Here is a 16,916-nt window from a genome sequence, read left to right on the forward strand (position 1 = left end):
CCATTGGCGCAAGCATCGTCATCAAGGCTGTTGTCGCTTCAATGCGATGCCACGCCCAACCATGGCTGGTTGCGGCAGCGACTGGTGGGCGGCGGCAAGAGCATCGATTTTCTCGCGGATATCATCCGGAATGGTCGCCACCTTTCGGACGCTCATGTCGATGTGCAGCAGCAGCGTTTCGCTGGTGGCCGACAGCCAGCCATCGGTGTGGAACAGTTCCTGATAGAGATGAAGCCGTTTGGCGTCGTGGTTCACGAGTTGCAGCGAGCAGCGGGTCATGTCGCCCGCATGCACTTCCCTGACATAACGGACATGCGCCTCGGCGGTGAAGAAGCTCAGCTTGCGCTGCTCTATATACTCCGGCCCGCAGTCGAGCTTTGTGAACAGGTGGTCGACCGCGTGATCGAAGAGGACGTTGTAGTAGGCCATGTTAAGATGACCGTTGAAGTCGATCCATTCCTGGCGCACTTCCTCGGGCGGAGCGAGGACCGGACTATCAAAAAGCATGGATCGTCCCGCTGCTTCGATTGTATCAAGGTGCAAATGACACTTTAACGGTCGAGGCCATGCCTGCAAGGCAGGCGACAGCATTGGGGTGGAGGACGATCAGTGGCTTTGGCGGATATCCGATCGGGCGCGCGGGACGAGACAGCGATCGGCGAGGTGCTCCGGACCTTGCGCGATCGGTTTGGCGATCGGCTGCAGACAGGCGAGGCGATGCGAGCGCAGCATGCGCACACGACGACCTATATCGCCGGGCAGCTGCCCGATGGCGTGGTGTTCGCCGAAAGCGCGGAGGATGTGCGGACAGTCGTTCAGATCGCGGCTGCACACCGCACTCCGATCATTCCGTTCGGTGTCGGCAGTTCGCTGGAAGGTCATGTGAATGCGCCGAATGGCGGGATCTCGCTCGATATGTCGCGGATGAACCGCATCATCGAGGTCAATCCCGAAGACATGGATTGCACGGTCGAGCCAGGCATTACCCGCGAGGCCCTCAATGCCCAGTTGCGCGATACGGGCCTTTTCTTCCCTATCGATCCGGGCGCCAATGCGAGCATCGGCGGCATGGCATCGACCCGCGCATCCGGCACAAACGCGGTGCGCTACGGCACGATGCGGGACAATGTCATCGCGGTGACGGCAGTCACGGCAAGCGGGGAAGAGATCCGAACGGCGCGCCGCGCGCGCAAATCTTCCGCGGGCTATGATCTCACGCGGCTCTTCGTGGGCGCCGAAGGCACGCTCGGCGTGATCACGTCAGTGACGCTGCGGCTTGCCGGCATCCCGCAGGCCGTGTCCGGTGGTGTGTGCGCGTTCAAGACGATCCATGATGCCTGCTCGGCGGTCATCATGACGATCCAGATGGGGATACCCGTCGCCCGCATCGAACTGCTGGATGCTCTACAGATCCGGGCCTGCAACGCCTATTCAGGGCTCAACTATCCCGAGACGCCGGCATTGTTCCTCGAATTCCACGGTACGGAAGCGGGCGTGCGCGAGCAGGCGGCCCTTTTCGCCGACATCGCCGAAGAGTGCGGCGGTGGCACTTTCTCCTGGGAAACGGACCCGGAAGCACGGGCGCGACTCTGGAAGGCCCGGCACAATGCGTATTGGGCGGCGCTGCAGCTTCGGCCGGGTGCCGGCGCGGTCTCAACCGATGTCTGCGTTCCCATCTCCAAGTTGGCGGAATGCGTCGAGGAAACGCAGCGAGACATCATCGAGACAGGCCTGATCGCGCCGATCGTCGGCCATGCGGGGGACGGTAATTTCCATGTGCTCGTGCTGATGGACATGGCCGATACCCTTGAGATCGAGCGCGCGGAAGCCTTCATCGGGCGGCTGAACGCACGGGCGCTCGCTTTCGACGGCACGTGCACCGGCGAGCATGGCATCGGACAGGGCAAGATGCGCTATCTGCCCTTGGAACTCGGCGGCAGTGTGGATGTGATGAGGGCCATCAAGCGCTCGCTCGATCCTCACGACATCATGAACCCCGGTAAAATCTTTGATTTGACGTGATTCTCCCGTATCAGTGCGGGGCTGGATCCGGCCGGTAGCCCGTCACGGATCGCCGTTGCTACCCGCAGTTCAAGGAGTCTTTTGCGCTGGCTCGTCTGTTCGTCTTTATCGGCAGCCTGATCGTCGTCGTCCTGTTTGCAGCGCTGATCGTTCCTCCCTTCGTCGATTGGAGCAACTATCGCGCTGAATTCGAGCGGGAGGCGAGCCGTATTCTCGGCCAGCGGGTTGTCGTTCATGGCAGCGCCGACGCCAGGCTTCTGCCCTTTCCGTCTGTCACCTTCAACGATGTGGAAGTGGGCGGATCGGCCGGCGAGGGCGTTCCTGCCGAAGACGCGATGATGCGGATCGCGCGCTTCTCGATGGATGCCGAACTGGCGCCTTTTCTCAGCGGTGAAGTGCGCATCTTCGACATGCGCATCGAAGACCCGCATCTGACGGTACAGCTCGATGAAAACGGTGTCATCGACTGGGCGCAAAGGACCGAACAGGCGCTGCCAACCGCAAATGTCGTTCTCGAGCGAGTTGCTATCACCAATGGCCATTTGACCGTCCAGGATGGGCAGAACGGGCGCGTGCATGAAATCGAGGATGTCCAGGCGACCGTCTCGGCGGATGCGCTGATCGGACCCTGGCGCGTCACCGGCACTGCCCGGCGCGGCGACGAGAGCGCTGCCTTCTCCATCACGACCGGACCCGTGAACGATCAGGGCACGATCCGCGTGACAACGCGGCTTTCGCCCGATCGCCATCCGATCTCGCTCGAGCTTGATGGCGATGCCCGGTTCGTGGACGGCCAGCCTCGCTATGCCGGCAATTTCGTGGTGCAGATGTTGCGCGCGCAGGCGGAGCCGGGTGCTTCGCAAACGGTGAGAGCCGGGCCTGCAGCGGCGGCGCTGCGCGGCAGCGGAAGGTTCGAGGCCGAGAGCGACCGGCTTCGCATTCCCGACTATCGCCTTGAGGTCGGCGCGGCCACCGACCCTTACGTCGTCACCGGCGAGGCGACGCTCGATACCGGTCCCGAGCCTGAATTTCTCGTTATTGCCGACGGCCAGCAGATCGATGTCGACCGGATCGGCGATGCCGGTTCGGCACCAGGGGATGAGGCGGCCACCGACGGTCAAGCGACTGAAGCCGAGATCGACGAGCCTGTGGTCGCGCTGTCGGCCGCCGAGCGGGTCGCCACTTTCCGCGACATCATCGCGCAAATTCCGATCCCCGATCTTCCGGGCAGCGTCAGTCTCAATCTGCCGGCGGTCGTGGCGGGAGAGACCACGCTGCGGGATGTCAGCATCGAAGCGGCTCCCGACAATGGCGAAGCATGGCGGGTCGATCGATTCCGCGCATCGCTGCCGGGCCGCACGCTGATCGAAGCGTCGGGTGACTTGGCTTTGGGCGAGGATTTCGGCTTTTCCGGCGATCTCGTCGTGGCGTCGAGCCAGCCGAGCGGCCTTGCTTCATGGTTGCGCGGCTCCGTACCGCCGGCCATTCGCGGGCTCACTGCTGCCGGTTTCCAAGCCGACGTGCAGCTGACGACGGGCTATCAGCGCTTCGAGAACCTGGAACTTGCGATCGGTCCGGCGACCCTTCAGGGCCGCTTCGAGCGCGTGACGCAATCGGAAGTGCCGTCGCTCGCGGTCGATCTTTCCGGCGACACGCTCGATCTCGACGCACTTTCGGCGCTGGTCGGGCTGTTCGGCGATGGTGACAGCCAGCCCGGCATCGCAGGGCATGATCTTGCGGCGCGCTTCAGGGCGGAGAATTTCACGGCCGACGGCATCGCTATGTCCGATGTCGACACGGCATTTACCTATGGCAGCGGGCTGCTCGACATCGAGCGGTTGTCGGTTGGCGACATCGAAGGTGCTGCAATTTCCGCGGTCGGCGTTTTCTCCGATCTGCGCATCGAACCGCAGGGGCGGGCAGACATACGCATTTCCTCCGAGAATCCGGCTGCGGCGCTGGCTCTGGCCGAGCGCCGGTTGCGGGGCGTGATCGACCTGTCGCATTTCCGGCAGAACGCCGCGCTCTTCCGCGAGACGGATCTGACTGTCGAACTGACGCTCGGCTCGGCGCGTGATGCGCCGCGTCAGAACGGCAGCAGCGGTTATTCGCTGGATATCGAAGGCACGAGCGGCGGCAGCACCATCGCCGCCAGCGTGTCGAGTGATGTTTCCACAGTCGGCGCTGATGTTCCGCTCGATCTGACGTTCGAGGCAGAGCATCCGCGGTCCGATCATCTTCTGGCGCAGATCGGATTGCCGGTTCTCCCTTTCGATGTCGGCGGACCGATGCGCATCGACGGTACCGTGGACGGGGTTCTTTCCAACAGCGCTTCGGTTGCGGCGACGCTTGCCAGCCCGGGATTGTCCCTGCGGGTCGATGGCGCCACGTCGTTTGCGCAATCACGCCTCTCGGCCGGCGAGCTTGATGTCGTGCTCGCCGCTGAAGACCTCGATCCTTATCTGCTGCTGACAGGGCTCGGACTGCCGGGTTTCGGCAGCGGTCTGCCCGCCGATCTCACTGCCAGAGTCACGGTCGAGAACGATCTCTGGAGGATCGAGCGGCTGGAAGGGCAGATTGCGGATAATCCGCTGTCGGCCGATTTGACCGTCAGTCGTGACGAAGATGTCCGCATCGACGGATCGCTGGACATCGGTTTGCTCGATCTGCCCTGGCTCGCCGAAGCGCTGGCAGGCGCTCCGCTTCGTTCCGGCAGTGCCGAAGCGTGGTCCGATCGAGAGTTGCTGCAGACTGCTCCCTATCCGTTCGTCCTGGATGTTGCCGTCACGGCCGATGAGGCGGAACTGGGTCACGCCGAACCTGCCCAGACGCTCTCGACGCGGCTTGGCTACCAGGACGGTACGCTGATGCTGTCCCAGACCGAAGGCGAATGGCTGGGCGGACGCATCTCGGGCGATACGGCTTTCGGTGTTGCCGACGATACGGGCGTCGTGCGGCTGCAGGCACAGCTGGTCGACGCCGATATCGGGCGGATCTTCGCCGACACCCCCGAACTCGCGAACCTGTCCGGCCGGGCAGGGATCGCCATCGCTCTCGATGGCACCGGCAAGAGTCCGCAGGCGGTGGTTGGAGCACTGAGCGGATCAGCGACACTGCAGCTCGACGACCTCCGCATCGGCGGCCTCGATCAGCAGGCATTTTCTGCAATCCTCGCAGGCGCAGATGCGCAAGGCTTTATCATCGACGAGGCGACGGTCGCGGATCTCGCCGCCGAAGCCCTGGATGCAGGCGCTTTCACCTCGAGCAGGCTGGCAGTACCGATCAACGTGGCCGGCGGCGTTGCCCGCGCCTCCAGCATCGTGATGCAAGGCGAGGGCGCTTCCTTATCGGGTGACGGTGCATTGGATCTACGCACCATGGCGCTGAACGCGAGCTTCGATCTTGTTTTCGAGGCCGGAGACGAAGCGATGCCCGGCGCATTGCCGGCCGTTGACGTCGCCGTGCGCGGCACCTTGGAGGCGCCGGAGGTTTCGCTGACGGCGATCGATCTCGCCAATTTCTTGTCGTTGCGCGCCTATGAGCGTGAGCGACGCCGGGTCGAACGGGTTCAGGCGGCGGTGCTCGAAAAGCAGAGGCTGCGCCGTGAAGCAGCGCTTCTGCGTGCCGATATCGCCGCACGGGCAACGGAGCGCGAAGAGCGCGCTGCAGCCGAAGCCGAGCGGTTGGCGCGGGAAGCGGAGCGGCAGGCAGAGGAAGCGGCACGGCGTGCAGCCGAAGCGCAGGCAGCGGAAGATGCGCTGCGCGATGCTCCGCCGCCGGAGGTGCCGCTTCCGGCTGCGCCACCATTCCAGATACCCCCGAGCGATGTGCCGGGCGAACAGCCGGCGCTCGAAGGCTGGGATCAGCCCTTCGACGAACAGAGTTTCGATGGTCAGGCGATCAATCCGTCCCTGCCTGGCGACGTGCCCGCCAATGGCTTGCCTAGCGGACCCGCTCCAACGCCTGATTTCCAGACGCTTCCCGGGGTCGATCTCAACGCTGTCGAATGATCAACGGATCAGTGGCCGGCTGAAGCTTTGAGCGCAGCCAATACGTGAAGCCGGATTGCGGAGGATAGATTGCAGTCCGGCGCCCGTTCCGCGTCGATCTCGCCGATCAAAGCCGCGATCGGTAATTCGCGCGCTTTGGCGAGTGCCTGAAGCTCCGTCCAGAACGCGTCTTCCAGTGAAAATGAGGTGCGATGGCCGCTCAGCGAAATCGAGTGCTTACGGATCATGCCGTCACACCCGCAGAGGAACGAGAAGCGGCTGCGTCAGTTTCCATCGTCCAGCTTGACCGGCTCTGTCGTTTCACGGCGGCCGGCCTCCAAGCGTCTGTCGACGAGCGTGTTCAACGCTGATGTCGCCTGCTTTTCGCTTTTCGTGCGACCGAAGGTGATGCGGTTTTGAGCCGCGCGGCTTTCGTCCTCTGCCCGTTTGCGGCGCTTTCGAGCCTGGCGCAGATTGACGATATCGCCGGACATCGTCGGCTCAGTTCTTCTTGCGGAATGCGTCGAGCGACACGACGTCGGCGCCGGACTTCTTGCCGCCCTTGGGCTTGTCGTCGTCGCCTTCACCGGATGCGGCAGGCGCGTCGTCGAGCGGGCCTTCCATCAGTTCTTCCGTCAGCGAAGCGACGGGATCGAAGGTTTCCGCAGTGTCGTCTTCGCCAACGAGCGAGACTTCGCCGGGTGCGCTGTCGAATTCGAGCTCGAAATTGACGGAGGGATCATAGAACCCGCGCACGGCCGAGAACGGGATCACGAGCTTTTCGGGCGTATCGGAGAAGGACAGGCCGATCTCGAACAGCGTCTCGGTGACTTTCAGATCCCAGAACTGGTGCTGGATGACGATCGTCATCTGGTCCTGATACTTCTTGCGCAGCGCCGGCGAAATGCGCACGCCGGGAGCGTTCGTCATGAAGGTGATGAAGAAATGGTGATCGCCGGGGAGGGACCCCGTGGCGGCGCATTCCGATAACACTTTGCGGATCACGCCGCGAAGCGCGTCCTGCGCAAGAATGTCGTAGCGGATGTGGTCCTGCACCATGGGGCCATTTCTTTCTTATTCGCTGTTTCGGCCGACCGTGCGAGTCGGCATGCGCCGTCTATAGACCAAATCATTGAGAAGGTGGAGGCTTCTGTTGCCAGGTGCCTCCGGACCCCGCCTAGCCGAGCATACCGACTAGGGCTTGAATTGAAACTGTCGCGCTGCCCTTAGGCGGCGAGACGAGCTTCTGCATAGTTGTCGTTTGCAACTACAAGTTTGACCCGATAACGGTGGTATCATGCCGGGCAAAAAGTCGATCTTTACACTCCCGTCGATCCTATTTCGCCCCCATCATCAACCGGCCTGGCAAGCGCGCTTGCAACCGTCGGTTCATGGTGGAGGCGCCGGGTACCGCCCCCGGGTCCGAAGAGCTTATTACACCGCCCGTTTATTGCCATAGTCGCCTTGCGACGACAGTCGAGATATAGGGTTTCCGCCGCTCGATTGAAAGAGGGAATGCGTTCGCATCCCGGCAGATCGCACGTGACGCGCTCGTGAAAATTCGTGTGATGCGCATTGTGCGAAGAGATGGCATCCATGATCCAGGATTTCGTCGTGGATGGATGTCTTGATGAAGCGTCGCATGCTGCTTGCTGTTTTGACCGCCGCTGCCTTGTGGCCGCTGATGCCGAAGGCGCAGGCAGAGAAGGTCGATCGCTGGTTTACCGGCCTGGTCGACGGTGTCGCGGTCGGCGGCTATGACCCCGTTGCCTATTTCACCGAAGGCCAGGCCCGACGTGGCGATCCGTCGATTGCGCTCACGCATGAGGGCGCTATCTTCCACTTCGCGACTGTCGAAAATCGGCAGGCATTCAGCGCCGATCCGGATCGCTATGCACCGCAATTTGGGGGCTATTGTGCTTATGCGGTAGCTGAAGGCTACACCGCGAAAGGCGAGCCCGAAGTCTGGGACATCGTCGATGGGCGGCTCTATCTCAATTACAGCCGCGGCGTTCAGCGGACCTGGCAGAGCGATATCCCCGGCTATGTGCGCTCGGCGCAGACGAACTGGCCGACGCTTTCGAAGTGATTTTGCTTTCCTGTTGATGGCATCGCGCGAATTCGTGCTTTCAAGGCGCTGAGCTTCTATAGTCGGCGCCCGACAAGCGACCTGCGGTGAGTGGCATGAAGCAGTATCAGGATCTTCTCGAGCACGTGCTGGAGATCGGCGTCGATCGCATGGATCGCACCGGAACCGGAACGCGTGCCGTGTTCGGCTACCAGATGCGCTACGATCTTGCCGAAGGCTTCCCGTTGCTGACGACGAAGAAGCTGCATCTGAAATCGATCGTCCATGAGCTGCTCTGGTTCCTCAAGGGCGACACCAACATCGCCTACCTCAAGGAAAATGGCGTTTCGATCTGGGATGCCTGGGCGGACGCGAATGGCGATCTTGGCCCGGTCTATGGCTATCAGTGGCGCTCCTGGCCTAAGCCCGATGGCGGGCATGTCGACCAGATCGCCAACGTCATTCACCAGATCAAGACGAACCCCAATTCGCGCCGCCTGATCGTCTCGGCCTGGAATCCGGCGCTAGTCGACGAAATGGCTTTGCCGCCCTGTCACTGCCTGTTCCAGTTCTACGTGGCGGAGGGCAGGCTGTCCTGTCAGCTTTATCAACGGTCCGGCGACATCTTCCTCGGTGTGCCGTTCAACATCGCTTCCTATGCGCTGTTGACGATGATGATCGCGCAGGTCTGCGGACTGAAGCCCGGCGATTTCATTCACACGCTCGGCGACGCGCATCTTTATTCGGATCATTTCGAGCAGGCGCGCGAGCAGCTGCAGCGGGCGCCGCGGACATTGCCGAAGATGGAGCTCAATCCGAGCGTCGATGATGTCTTCGCCTTCACCTTCGAGGATTTCACCCTGTCGGGCTACGATCCACATCCGCACATCCGCGCAAAGGTCGCCGTGTGACCGATCCGATCGTTTCCATCATCGTGGCCGTAGCTTCGAACGGCGTCATCGGCCGCTCGGGCGAAATGCCTTGGCGGTTGTCGACCGATCTCAAGCGGTTCAAATCGCTGACGATGGGCAAACCCATCATTATGGGGCGTCGCACCTATGAAACGATCGGGCGCGCGCTACCGGGCCGCACCAATATCGTCATGACGCGGGACGACGCGTTCCATGCCGAAGGTGTGACCCGTGCAGGCGACATGCGCGAGGCTCTGCGCCTTGCCCGCCAGGTTGCCCATTCCGAACGCGCCGACGAAATCTTCATCATCGGCGGCGGCGAGATCTATGATCACGCATTGCCCTATGTCGACCGCCTGCATGTGACCCATGTGGAAGCGATGCCGGAGGGCGATACCCACTTTCCGGACATCGATGCCGAAGACTGGGAGTGTCTGGAAGAGGTTTCCATTCCCGTCGGGCCGTCGGATTCAGAGCCGACACGCTATGCGGTTTACCGTCGCAAGCAGCGCTAGACACTGCGCTTGGCGGCCGAAATCGTCTGTAGCCGTTGGCCCCCCGCGTTGAAAGCGCGGCCAGTCACACCTATAACGCATTTGAGACATAACGATAAAAATGCGTGTTCCGGCGTGTTGTTCCCAACAGCCGGCATGACGCTTCCAACAGAATGAGGACTGAATGCCCTGGAGTAATCAGAATGGCGGCGGCGGCCCTTGGGGCGGCGGTGGAGGAGGAGGCAACAACCAGGGCCCATGGGGTCAGGGGCCTCAACGTCCCAATGGTGGCGGCGGCGGTGGCGGCAATCGTCCGCCAGACCTCGAAGAAATTATTCGGCGTGGCCAGGATCGACTGAAGAACGCGATCCCGGGCGGCGGCGGGCCAAGCCCAGCCCTGTTCGGTCTGATCGGCGTCGGTCTCGTCGCGCTGTGGCTTTTCCAATCGATCTACACCGTCCAGCCGGATGAGCGCGGCATCGAGCTTCGCTTTGGTGCTCCCAAGGACGAAATGTCCATGCCCGGCCTGCACTTCCATTTCTGGCCTTTCGAAACGGTTGAGCGCGCCACGATCGTCGAGCGCCAGATCAACGTGGGCGGTGGCGATCAGGCCAACAGCACGCAGGGCCTGATGCTGACGGGCGACCAGAACATCGTCGATGTCCAGTTCTCGGTTCTCTATTCGGTGACCGACCCCGCGGCCTATCTCTTCAACCTGCAGCGCCCGGAAGAAACCCTGCGCCAGGTTGCCGAAAGCGCCATGCGTGAGATCGTCGGTCGCCGTCCTGCACAAGACGTTTTCCGTGACAATCGTGAAGCGATCGCTATGGAAGTCACCGATGTCATTCAGGTGACGATGGATCGTTATGGCTCCGGCATGTCCGTCAACACCGTTTCGATCGAAGACGCGGCGCCGCCGCGTGAAGTGGCCGATGCGTTCGATGAAGTGCAGCGCGCCGAGCAGGACGAAGATCGTTTCGTCGAAGAGGCTAACCAGTATGCGAACCAGCAACTCGGTCAGGCACGCGGTCAGGCCGCCCAGGTTCGCGAAGAGGCCGCAGCCTATCGCGATCAGGTCGTGAATGCTGCAGAAGGTGAAGCGCAGCGCTTCGTGTCGATCTACAATGAATATGCTGCCGCACCGGAAGTGACCCGCAAGCGCATGTTCCTCGAAACGATGGAAAACGTGTTCCGCGATTCCAACAAGTTCATCGTCGAGCAGACCGGTGGTCAGGGCGTGGTTCCTTATCTGCCGCTGCCTGAGGTCAATCGCCAGGCACAGCAGTCGCAAAATCAGGGAGGGAACCAGTAATGGGCAACAAGCTTCCCGCTATCATTATCGTCCTGGCGGTCGTCGTTTTCGCGGTGTTCTCGTCCATCTTCGTCGTGAACGAGCGCGAGCAGGCCATCGTCGCCCGCTTCGGTGAAATTCGCGCGGTGCACACCGAGCCTGGTCTGTATTTCAAACTGCCGTTCACTTTCGCCGGTGCCGACACGGTACAGTTCGTCGAAGACCGCGCCATGCGCTTCGATCTGGACGACATCCGCGTTCAGGTCTCCGGTGGTGCGTTCTACGATGTCGACGCCTTCGTCGTTTACCGCATCCAGGACGCCGAGCGTTTCCGCCAGGCAGTATCGGCCGACATCGTTTCGGCGGAAGCCCGTCTGAGAACGCGTCTCGATTCAGCTCTGCGTCGGGCCTACGGTCTCCGCGGCTTCGAAGCGGCTCTTTCCGAAGAGCGGCAATCCATGATGGACGAAGTCGCTTCGCAGCTTCGCACGGACGCCGAGAATCTGGGTCTTCGCATCGAGGACGTCCGTATCCGCCGGACCGACCTGACGCAGCAGGTCTCTCAGCAGACCTACGAGCGCATGATCGCCGAGCGTCTGGCCGAAGCAGAACTGATCCGCGCCCGCGGTCGGGAAGGGGCGCAGCGTCTGCGTGCCGTTGCCGATCGTCAGGTCGTCGAGATCGTTTCGGAAGCGACCCGTGACTCCGAAATCCTTCGAGGTGAGGGCGACGCGGAACGAAACCGCATCTACGCCGAAGCCTATTCGCGCGACGAAGACTTCTTCGATTTCTATCGCTCGATGTCGGCGTATGCGGTTTCGCTGAGCCAGGACTCGGACACGACCATGGTGCTGTCGCCGGATTCGGAGTTCTTCCGCTACTTCCGCGATGCGTCCGGCGGCACGGTTCCCGTCGCCAGCGGCGCCCAGCAGCCTGTCACGCAGCCTGCCGACGAAGGTGCGGATGCTGCGGGCGATGCCGCCGCAGCGCCTCAGCCGTCGACACCGCCGGTCGCAATCGAGCCTTCGACAGGCGCGACCGAGTAAACGGGCAAAATGAGCGATCTGCTCGTCGGCATAGGCCTCGTCCTCGTCATCGAGGGTCTGGTCTATGCTGCAGCCCCCACCGCCATGCGTAAAATGGCCGAACGATTGCCGGAGCTGTCTGATCAGACGCTCCGGCTTTCCGGTATTGTGGCGCTTGCTGCAGGCGTCTTTGTGATCTGGCTTGTTCGCGGCTGACGCGACGAAGCCCTATTTCCGCCGCGGCGGAATGAACTATTATACCCATGCAACCGGCAGGCTCGCCGGATGCAATCGCAGGGAGAAGGCGGCAATGACCCACACGATCAGCGTAGCATCGAGATGGGCGCGTTCGCTCTCGCTTCTCGCAGCCGTCTCGATTCTTGCGAGCCCCGTCGCAGCGCAGGAAATGGCGGACCCCGTTCCGCCGCGCGCACCCGTCGATGGCCCTGCCTCGGTGGCGGACCTTGCGGAAGGCCTTCTCGATTCCGTCGTCAACATTTCGACATCGCAGCGCGTCAGCGACGACGAGTCATCGCCGATGCCGCAAATTCCGGAGGGGTCTCCCTTCGAGGATTTCTTCAACGATTTCTTCGGTGAGGAAAACGGGCAGACGCCGCCGGTTCCGCGCTCCCGCCGCGTCAATTCCCTCGGATCAGGCTTCGTCATTTCCGCTGACGGCTTGATCGTCACCAACAATCACGTGATCGAGCAGTCCGACGACATCGAGGTGAATTTCGCCGACGGCACTTCGCTTTCGGCTGAAATCGTGGGCACCGATCCGCAAACCGATCTCGCGCTGTTGCGCGTCGAGCCGGCCGAGCCGCTCGACCATGTCGAATTCGGCGATTCCGATGCCATGCGCATCGGCGACTGGGTCATGGCGATCGGCAACCCGTTCGGTCTCGGCGGGTCGGTTTCCATCGGCATCGTGTCAGCACGCGGCCGCGACATCAATGCCGGCCCATACGATGACTTCATCCAGACGGACGCGGCCATCAACCGGGGCAATTCCGGCGGCCCGCTGTTCAACATGCGCGGCGAAGTCATCGGCATCAACACGGCGATCATATCGCCAACCGGTGGATCCATCGGCATCGGCTTTTCCGTTCCCGCCGATCTTGCCGTCAATGTTATCAATCAGCTGCGCGATTTCGGCGAGACTCGCCGTGGCTGGCTCGGCGTTCGAATCCAGCCAGTGACCAGCGAGATTGCGGAAAGCCTCGACATGGACCGCGCGCGCGGCGCCCTCGTGGCGGGCGTGATCAACGGTGGACCGGTCGACGACGGCACGATTGAACCCGGCGACGTCATTCTCGAATTTGATGGTCGCCCCATCAACGACATGCGCGATCTACCGCGCATCGTGGCCGAAAGCCCGGTGGGCGACGTGGTCGACGTGCTGATCCTGCGCAATGGCGAGGAGCAGACTGTCGAGGTTACGCTGGGTCGACTGGAAAGCGGTCAGGAACAGGCCGAACTCGGCACCGAAGGCGAAGAGAATGGCGAGGAGGAGCAGAGCGCCACGCTCGATGTGCTCGGGCTGACGCTCAGCGCATTGGATGATGAGCAGCGCGACGCCTTCGGCATCGATGCCGCCGTCAACGGTGTGCTGATCGCTGACGTGTCCGAAGGTTCGGAAGCGGAAGAGAAGGGTGTCGTCGCCGGCGAAGTGATCGTCGAGATCGCCCAGGAAACTATGGCGACGCCGGCGGATGTCGAGGCGCGCATTTCCGAGCTGCGCGAAGAAGGGCGTCGCAACGCGCTGTTGATGGTGGCGCAGGCAGATGGAACGCTGCGTTTCGTGACTTTGCGAATGGACTGAGCCGGGTTCGGAAGGATCGACGGGAGCCTGCCGTCAGGAGCCGGAATTAGTCCAACGCTCGGCCCACTCGTCCCTGGTGATGCGATAGACGACGCATCGGCGCAGATGCGCCAATTCATCCGGAATGCCGGGATAGTCGAACGTGTATTCCGGCAATGCCTGCATGCCGATCTTGCGCATCACGCCGGTGGAGGCATGATTGTCGTGGACGGCGTAGGACATGATCTCGCCGAGGCGCAGGGTCTCGAAACCATATCGCAGCCAGGCCTGCGCCGCCTCGCTGGCATAACCCTTTCGCCATGACCGCTCGACGAGCCGCCACCCGATTTCAACGCATTGCTCGGCATAGTGGGGCAGGCTGGAGCACGGCCTGATGCCGGCGAACCCAATCGGCTCTCCTGTCGCCTTCACGGTCACCGCACCGAAGCCGTAGCCAAGCTCGTCGATCTCCGCCCTGATCTCGTCCATCTTCGCATCGGCCTCGGCGCGGTTGCGCCGAAACTCGAAGAACCGCATGACGGCTTCGTCCGAGTTGATCTCGTGAAAGAGCGCGCGGTCGCTGTCGACCCAATTGCGGAGGATGAGGCGGTCGGTCTCGATGGGCGTCATGTGACGAAATCCGTCTTCCGATAGCCCTGCATGTAGAGGAGGGCGGTGAGGTCGCCGTGGTTGATGCGGTGGCGCGCGCGCTCGGCGACCGCGGGTTTGGCGTGAAGTGCTACGCCTGCGCCGGCCCGCTCGATCATGGCGAGATCGTTCGCACCATCGCCGACGGCCATCGCATCTTCGGTCTCGATGCCGCGTGCCTCGCAGAGTTCCAGAAGTGCATCGAGCTTCGCCTGCTGGCCGAGGATCGGCTCCTGGACGGCGCCGACGAGAAGGCCATCGGCATCCAAGAGCACATTGGCGCGGTTCTCATCGAAACCGAGCATGTTGGCGACGGGGCCGGTAAAAGCGGTGAAGCCGCCCGACACCAGCGCGGCGTAGCCACCATAGTGCTTCATCGTCGCGATCAGTTCCCGGCCGCCGGGCGTCAGCGTGATACGCTCGGCGATCACCTTTTCGACCACCGAAACCGGCAGGCCCTTCAGGAGCGCCACGCGTTCGCGCAGTGCCGGCTCGAACGCGATTTCGCCGTTCATGGCACGTGCCGTGATGGCCGCGACCTTGTCCTTCAGGCCGAGCTCGTCGGCCAGCTCGTCGATGCATTCCTGGCCGATCATCGTGGAATCCATGTCCGCCAGGAGGAGGCTTTTCCGACGGGTTTCGGTGATCTGCACGACCACATCGATCGGCGCATCACCAATCATCGAAGCCAGAATGGACTCGGCGTCGGCCTTGTCGTGTCCGTCACGCAATGCGATATCGCAGGCGATCCCGTCGGCAAGCCAATAGAGGCCGGCAGCCGAGAGGCGCTCGGCAGCAGCTTCTGCGAGAGACGGGGTGAGGACCGGCCTTGAGGGCGCAGCAATCAGCGTGGCGACAAGGGCCATCGATACAGAACTCCGGGGGACAGATGGATGCGATCCTGATAGCGGGGCCGACGGCCAGCGGCAAGTCGGCGCTGGCGCTGGATCTGGCCGAGCGGATCGGCGGCGTGGTCGTGAATGCCGATTCCATGCAGGTCTATGGCGCGCTTCATGTCCTCACCGCACGCCCGAGCCAGGCCGATACCGAGCAGGTGGAGCACCGCCTCTATGGACACCGGCCGGCGGATCAGGCCTATTCGACCGGTGAGTGGATGCGCGAGGCCGCCGAAGTGATTGCCGATGTGCATGCGCGCGGCAAAGTCCCGATCGTCATTGGCGGCACGGGCCTTTATTTCGAGGCGCTCCTGGGTGGGCTGGCGACGATGCCGGACATTCCCGAACCAATCCGCACGGCGCGTCGCGCCGAGCTGCTGGCAAACGGCCCGGCAGGCATGCATCGCGAGCTTGCACTGAGAGATGGAGAGACGGCGGCACGCCTTTCGCCTAATGACGGCCAGCGGATCGCACGCGCACTGGAAGTTCTGGATGCGACCGGTAAGTCGATCAGCGTCCTGCAGGCAGCGCGCGGGGAGCCGGTTCTCAATGCTGGGGACACCCGCCGCATTCTCCTGATGCCCGAGCGCGACATTCTGACCGACCGCATCGATCGCCGGTTCAGGCAGATGGTCGAGGGTGGCGCGCTGGATGAGGTGCGAGGACTGCTCGACCTGCATCTTGATCCGTCGATGCCAGCGATGAAGGCGATCGGCGTGCCGGAGCTTGCCGCGCATCTTGGTGGCACCCTCGATCTCGAAAGCGCGATTCATCAGGGTGCGGCGGCGACACGGCGCTATGCGAAGCGGCAGACGACGTGGTTCCGCAATCGCTTTTCTGAGGACTGGCACCGGAATTCCAGCCCGACACTTAGCAATGTCGATCTGTAATTAATCCTAAGACAACCAACTGCCGGTAGCCTTTAGTTTTAAAAGCGCTGGCACGAGAGGAGTCCGTTAGGCCGATGCGTCTGCACAAAGCAGAGCTGCTGTTCTTTTTCCTGGTCATCCTGATTGGATTGACCGGGTTTTTCAGCTGGAGCGCGTTTCGGCATGTGGACTCGTTCGTCGCTCAGGCGCGGATCGCCGACATCGACCTGATCTACCGCTTCACCTTTCTCAGCGCCGTCTTTGCTGGCCTGGCAATCGTTTGCGGTGTTTTTCTCGTCTATCCAATGATCTGGCACGGCCTGCGCGAGCAAGGTGAACTGCGCCGGATGACGGCGTCTCTCAGCGCGCGGTCGCAAACGCTGGAATATGCGGCGGTGACAGATCCGCTGACCGGCCTCTACAACCGCCGCTATTTCGATGACGCCCTCAATGAGTATCTCCTGGCGTTTCGCGATATCGAAAAGCCGATGGGCATGATCCTGCTCGACATCGATCATTTCAAGCAGGTGAATGACACCCATGGCCATGATGTGGGCGACGAGGTCCTGCGCCAGATCGCGGCATGTCTCGCCGATTTCACGCGCTACCATGATGTGGTCGCCAGGCTCGGCGGTGAAGAGTTCGCTATCCTGTCGCCGAACGTCAATTCAAGCCAGCTCTACGGCCTTGCCGATCGTGTCCGCACCGCGATCGGGTCGCTGAAGGTCGGCACTGGAAACGTGACCCTGCGCATTACGGTCAGTGCCGGCGTCGCATTGTGGGATGGCCAGGAAAGCGGCGAGCATCTCTACAAGCGCGCCGATGCGCAGCTTTACGAAGCCAAGCGGCAGGGCCGCAACCGCGTCTGCGCCTGATCTTCTTAGAATATAAATGATGGTGCA

The 16,916-nt window shown here is 62.3% G+C and carries 18 protein-coding genes and 1 other RNA gene; 11 read left to right on the forward strand and 8 right to left on the reverse strand.

What is annotated here, in order from left to right; translation table 11 throughout:
* Positions 1-21: 21 nt before the first annotated feature.
* On the reverse strand, positions 22-429 hold the full coding sequence (locus D5400_RS08470) for a thioesterase family protein (RefSeq protein ID WP_245451485.1): 408 nt from the start codon (positions 427-429) through the stop codon (positions 22-24).
* Positions 430-609: 180 nt separating this feature from the next.
* Between D5400_RS08470 and D5400_RS08475 the strand changes: the two genes are divergently transcribed.
* Positions 610-2,022: an FAD-binding oxidoreductase gene (locus tag D5400_RS08475; RefSeq protein WP_126009508.1), complete on the forward strand. Its 1,413-nt coding sequence runs from the start codon at positions 610-612 to the stop codon at positions 2,020-2,022.
* Here the strand turns inward: D5400_RS08475 and D5400_RS08480 are convergent.
* Entirely contained in the window at positions 1,980-2,258 is a 279-nt protein-coding gene (locus tag D5400_RS08480; protein WP_126009510.1) for a hypothetical protein, read from the reverse strand. The genes D5400_RS08475 and D5400_RS08480 overlap by 43 nt on opposite strands.
* On the opposite strand from D5400_RS08480, the gene D5400_RS08485 reads away from it, so the two are divergent.
* A complete protein-coding gene (locus tag D5400_RS08485; RefSeq protein ID WP_245451538.1) occupies positions 2,169-6,032 on the forward strand; it encodes an AsmA family protein in 3,864 nt (1,287 codons plus the stop codon). The genes D5400_RS08480 and D5400_RS08485 overlap by 90 nt on opposite strands.
* An 8-nt stretch (positions 6,033-6,040) precedes the next feature.
* On the opposite strand, the gene D5400_RS08490 is transcribed toward D5400_RS08485, so the two are convergent.
* From D5400_RS08490 to ssrA, 4 genes are all read right to left on the reverse strand, one after another.
* Positions 6,041-6,259, reverse strand: a complete 219-nt coding sequence (locus D5400_RS08490; RefSeq protein WP_126009514.1) for a ribbon-helix-helix domain-containing protein — start codon at positions 6,257-6,259, stop codon at positions 6,041-6,043.
* 36 nt (positions 6,260-6,295) lie between these two features.
* Entirely contained in the window at positions 6,296-6,505 is a 210-nt protein-coding gene (locus tag D5400_RS08495) for a DUF4169 family protein (RefSeq protein ID WP_126009516.1), read from the reverse strand.
* 7 nt (positions 6,506-6,512) lie between these two features.
* Entirely contained in the window at positions 6,513-7,070 is a 558-nt protein-coding gene (locus tag D5400_RS08500) for an SspB family protein (protein WP_126009518.1), read from the reverse strand.
* An 80-nt stretch (positions 7,071-7,150) separates the two neighbouring features.
* Positions 7,151-7,524, reverse strand: a transfer-messenger RNA (tmRNA) gene (gene ssrA, locus D5400_RS08505).
* 117 nt (positions 7,525-7,641) lie between these two features.
* Here ssrA and D5400_RS08510 point away from each other — a divergent pair.
* From D5400_RS08510 to D5400_RS08540, 7 genes are all read left to right on the forward strand, one after another.
* Entirely contained in the window at positions 7,642-8,100 is a 459-nt protein-coding gene (locus D5400_RS08510; RefSeq protein ID WP_205665539.1) for a YHS domain-containing (seleno)protein, read from the forward strand.
* Positions 8,101-8,195: 95 nt separating this feature from the next.
* Positions 8,196-8,990, forward strand: coding sequence for a thymidylate synthase (locus tag D5400_RS08515; protein ID WP_126009522.1), 795 nt, complete (start codon positions 8,196-8,198; stop codon positions 8,988-8,990).
* Between the two features lie 65 nt (positions 8,991-9,055).
* Positions 9,056-9,505, forward strand: coding sequence for a dihydrofolate reductase (locus tag D5400_RS08520; RefSeq protein WP_404864485.1), 450 nt, complete (start codon positions 9,056-9,058; stop codon positions 9,503-9,505).
* 163 nt (positions 9,506-9,668) lie between these two features.
* The gene (hflK, locus tag D5400_RS08525) at positions 9,669-10,796 is read left to right on the forward strand and encodes an FtsH protease activity modulator HflK (protein WP_126009526.1); all 1,128 of its coding nucleotides are present in this window, start codon (positions 9,669-9,671) and stop codon (positions 10,794-10,796) included.
* The gene (gene hflC / locus D5400_RS08530) at positions 10,796-11,821 is read left to right on the forward strand and encodes a protease modulator HflC (protein WP_126009528.1); all 1,026 of its coding nucleotides are present in this window, start codon (positions 10,796-10,798) and stop codon (positions 11,819-11,821) included. The genes hflK and hflC overlap by 1 nt, the downstream gene beginning before the upstream one ends.
* 9 nt (positions 11,822-11,830) lie before the next feature.
* On the forward strand, positions 11,831-12,016 hold the full coding sequence (locus D5400_RS08535) for a DUF2065 domain-containing protein (protein ID WP_126009530.1): 186 nt from the start codon (positions 11,831-11,833) through the stop codon (positions 12,014-12,016).
* A 94-nt stretch (positions 12,017-12,110) separates the two neighbouring features.
* A complete protein-coding gene (locus D5400_RS08540) occupies positions 12,111-13,622 on the forward strand; it encodes a DegQ family serine endoprotease (protein WP_126009532.1) in 1,512 nt (503 codons plus the stop codon).
* A gap of 33 nt (positions 13,623-13,655) precedes the next feature.
* Here D5400_RS08540 and D5400_RS08545 read toward each other — a convergent pair whose 3' ends face one another.
* Entirely contained in the window at positions 13,656-14,231 is a 576-nt protein-coding gene (locus tag D5400_RS08545) for a GNAT family N-acetyltransferase (protein ID WP_126009534.1), read from the reverse strand.
* The gene (gene serB / locus D5400_RS08550; RefSeq protein WP_126009536.1) at positions 14,228-15,115 is read right to left on the reverse strand and encodes a phosphoserine phosphatase SerB; all 888 of its coding nucleotides are present in this window, start codon (positions 15,113-15,115) and stop codon (positions 14,228-14,230) included. Before serB ends, D5400_RS08545 begins: the two co-directional genes overlap by 4 nt.
* A 23-nt stretch (positions 15,116-15,138) precedes the next feature.
* Between serB and miaA the strand changes: the two genes are divergently transcribed.
* Together miaA and D5400_RS08560 are read left to right on the forward strand one after the other, a co-directional pair.
* Positions 15,139-16,035 carry a tRNA (adenosine(37)-N6)-dimethylallyltransferase MiaA gene (gene miaA, locus D5400_RS08555; protein WP_126009538.1) on the forward strand — a complete coding sequence of 299 codons (897 nt, stop codon included), beginning with the start codon at positions 15,139-15,141 and terminating at the stop codon, positions 16,033-16,035.
* 74 nt (positions 16,036-16,109) lie between these two features.
* Positions 16,110-16,889 carry a GGDEF domain-containing protein gene (locus D5400_RS08560; protein ID WP_126009540.1) on the forward strand — a complete coding sequence of 260 codons (780 nt, stop codon included), beginning with the start codon at positions 16,110-16,112 and terminating at the stop codon, positions 16,887-16,889.
* Positions 16,890-16,916 lie beyond the last annotated feature (27 nt).

The sequence above is a fragment of the Georhizobium profundi genome, assembly GCF_003952725.1.
Lineage (GTDB): Bacteria > Pseudomonadota > Alphaproteobacteria > Rhizobiales > Rhizobiaceae > Georhizobium > Georhizobium profundi.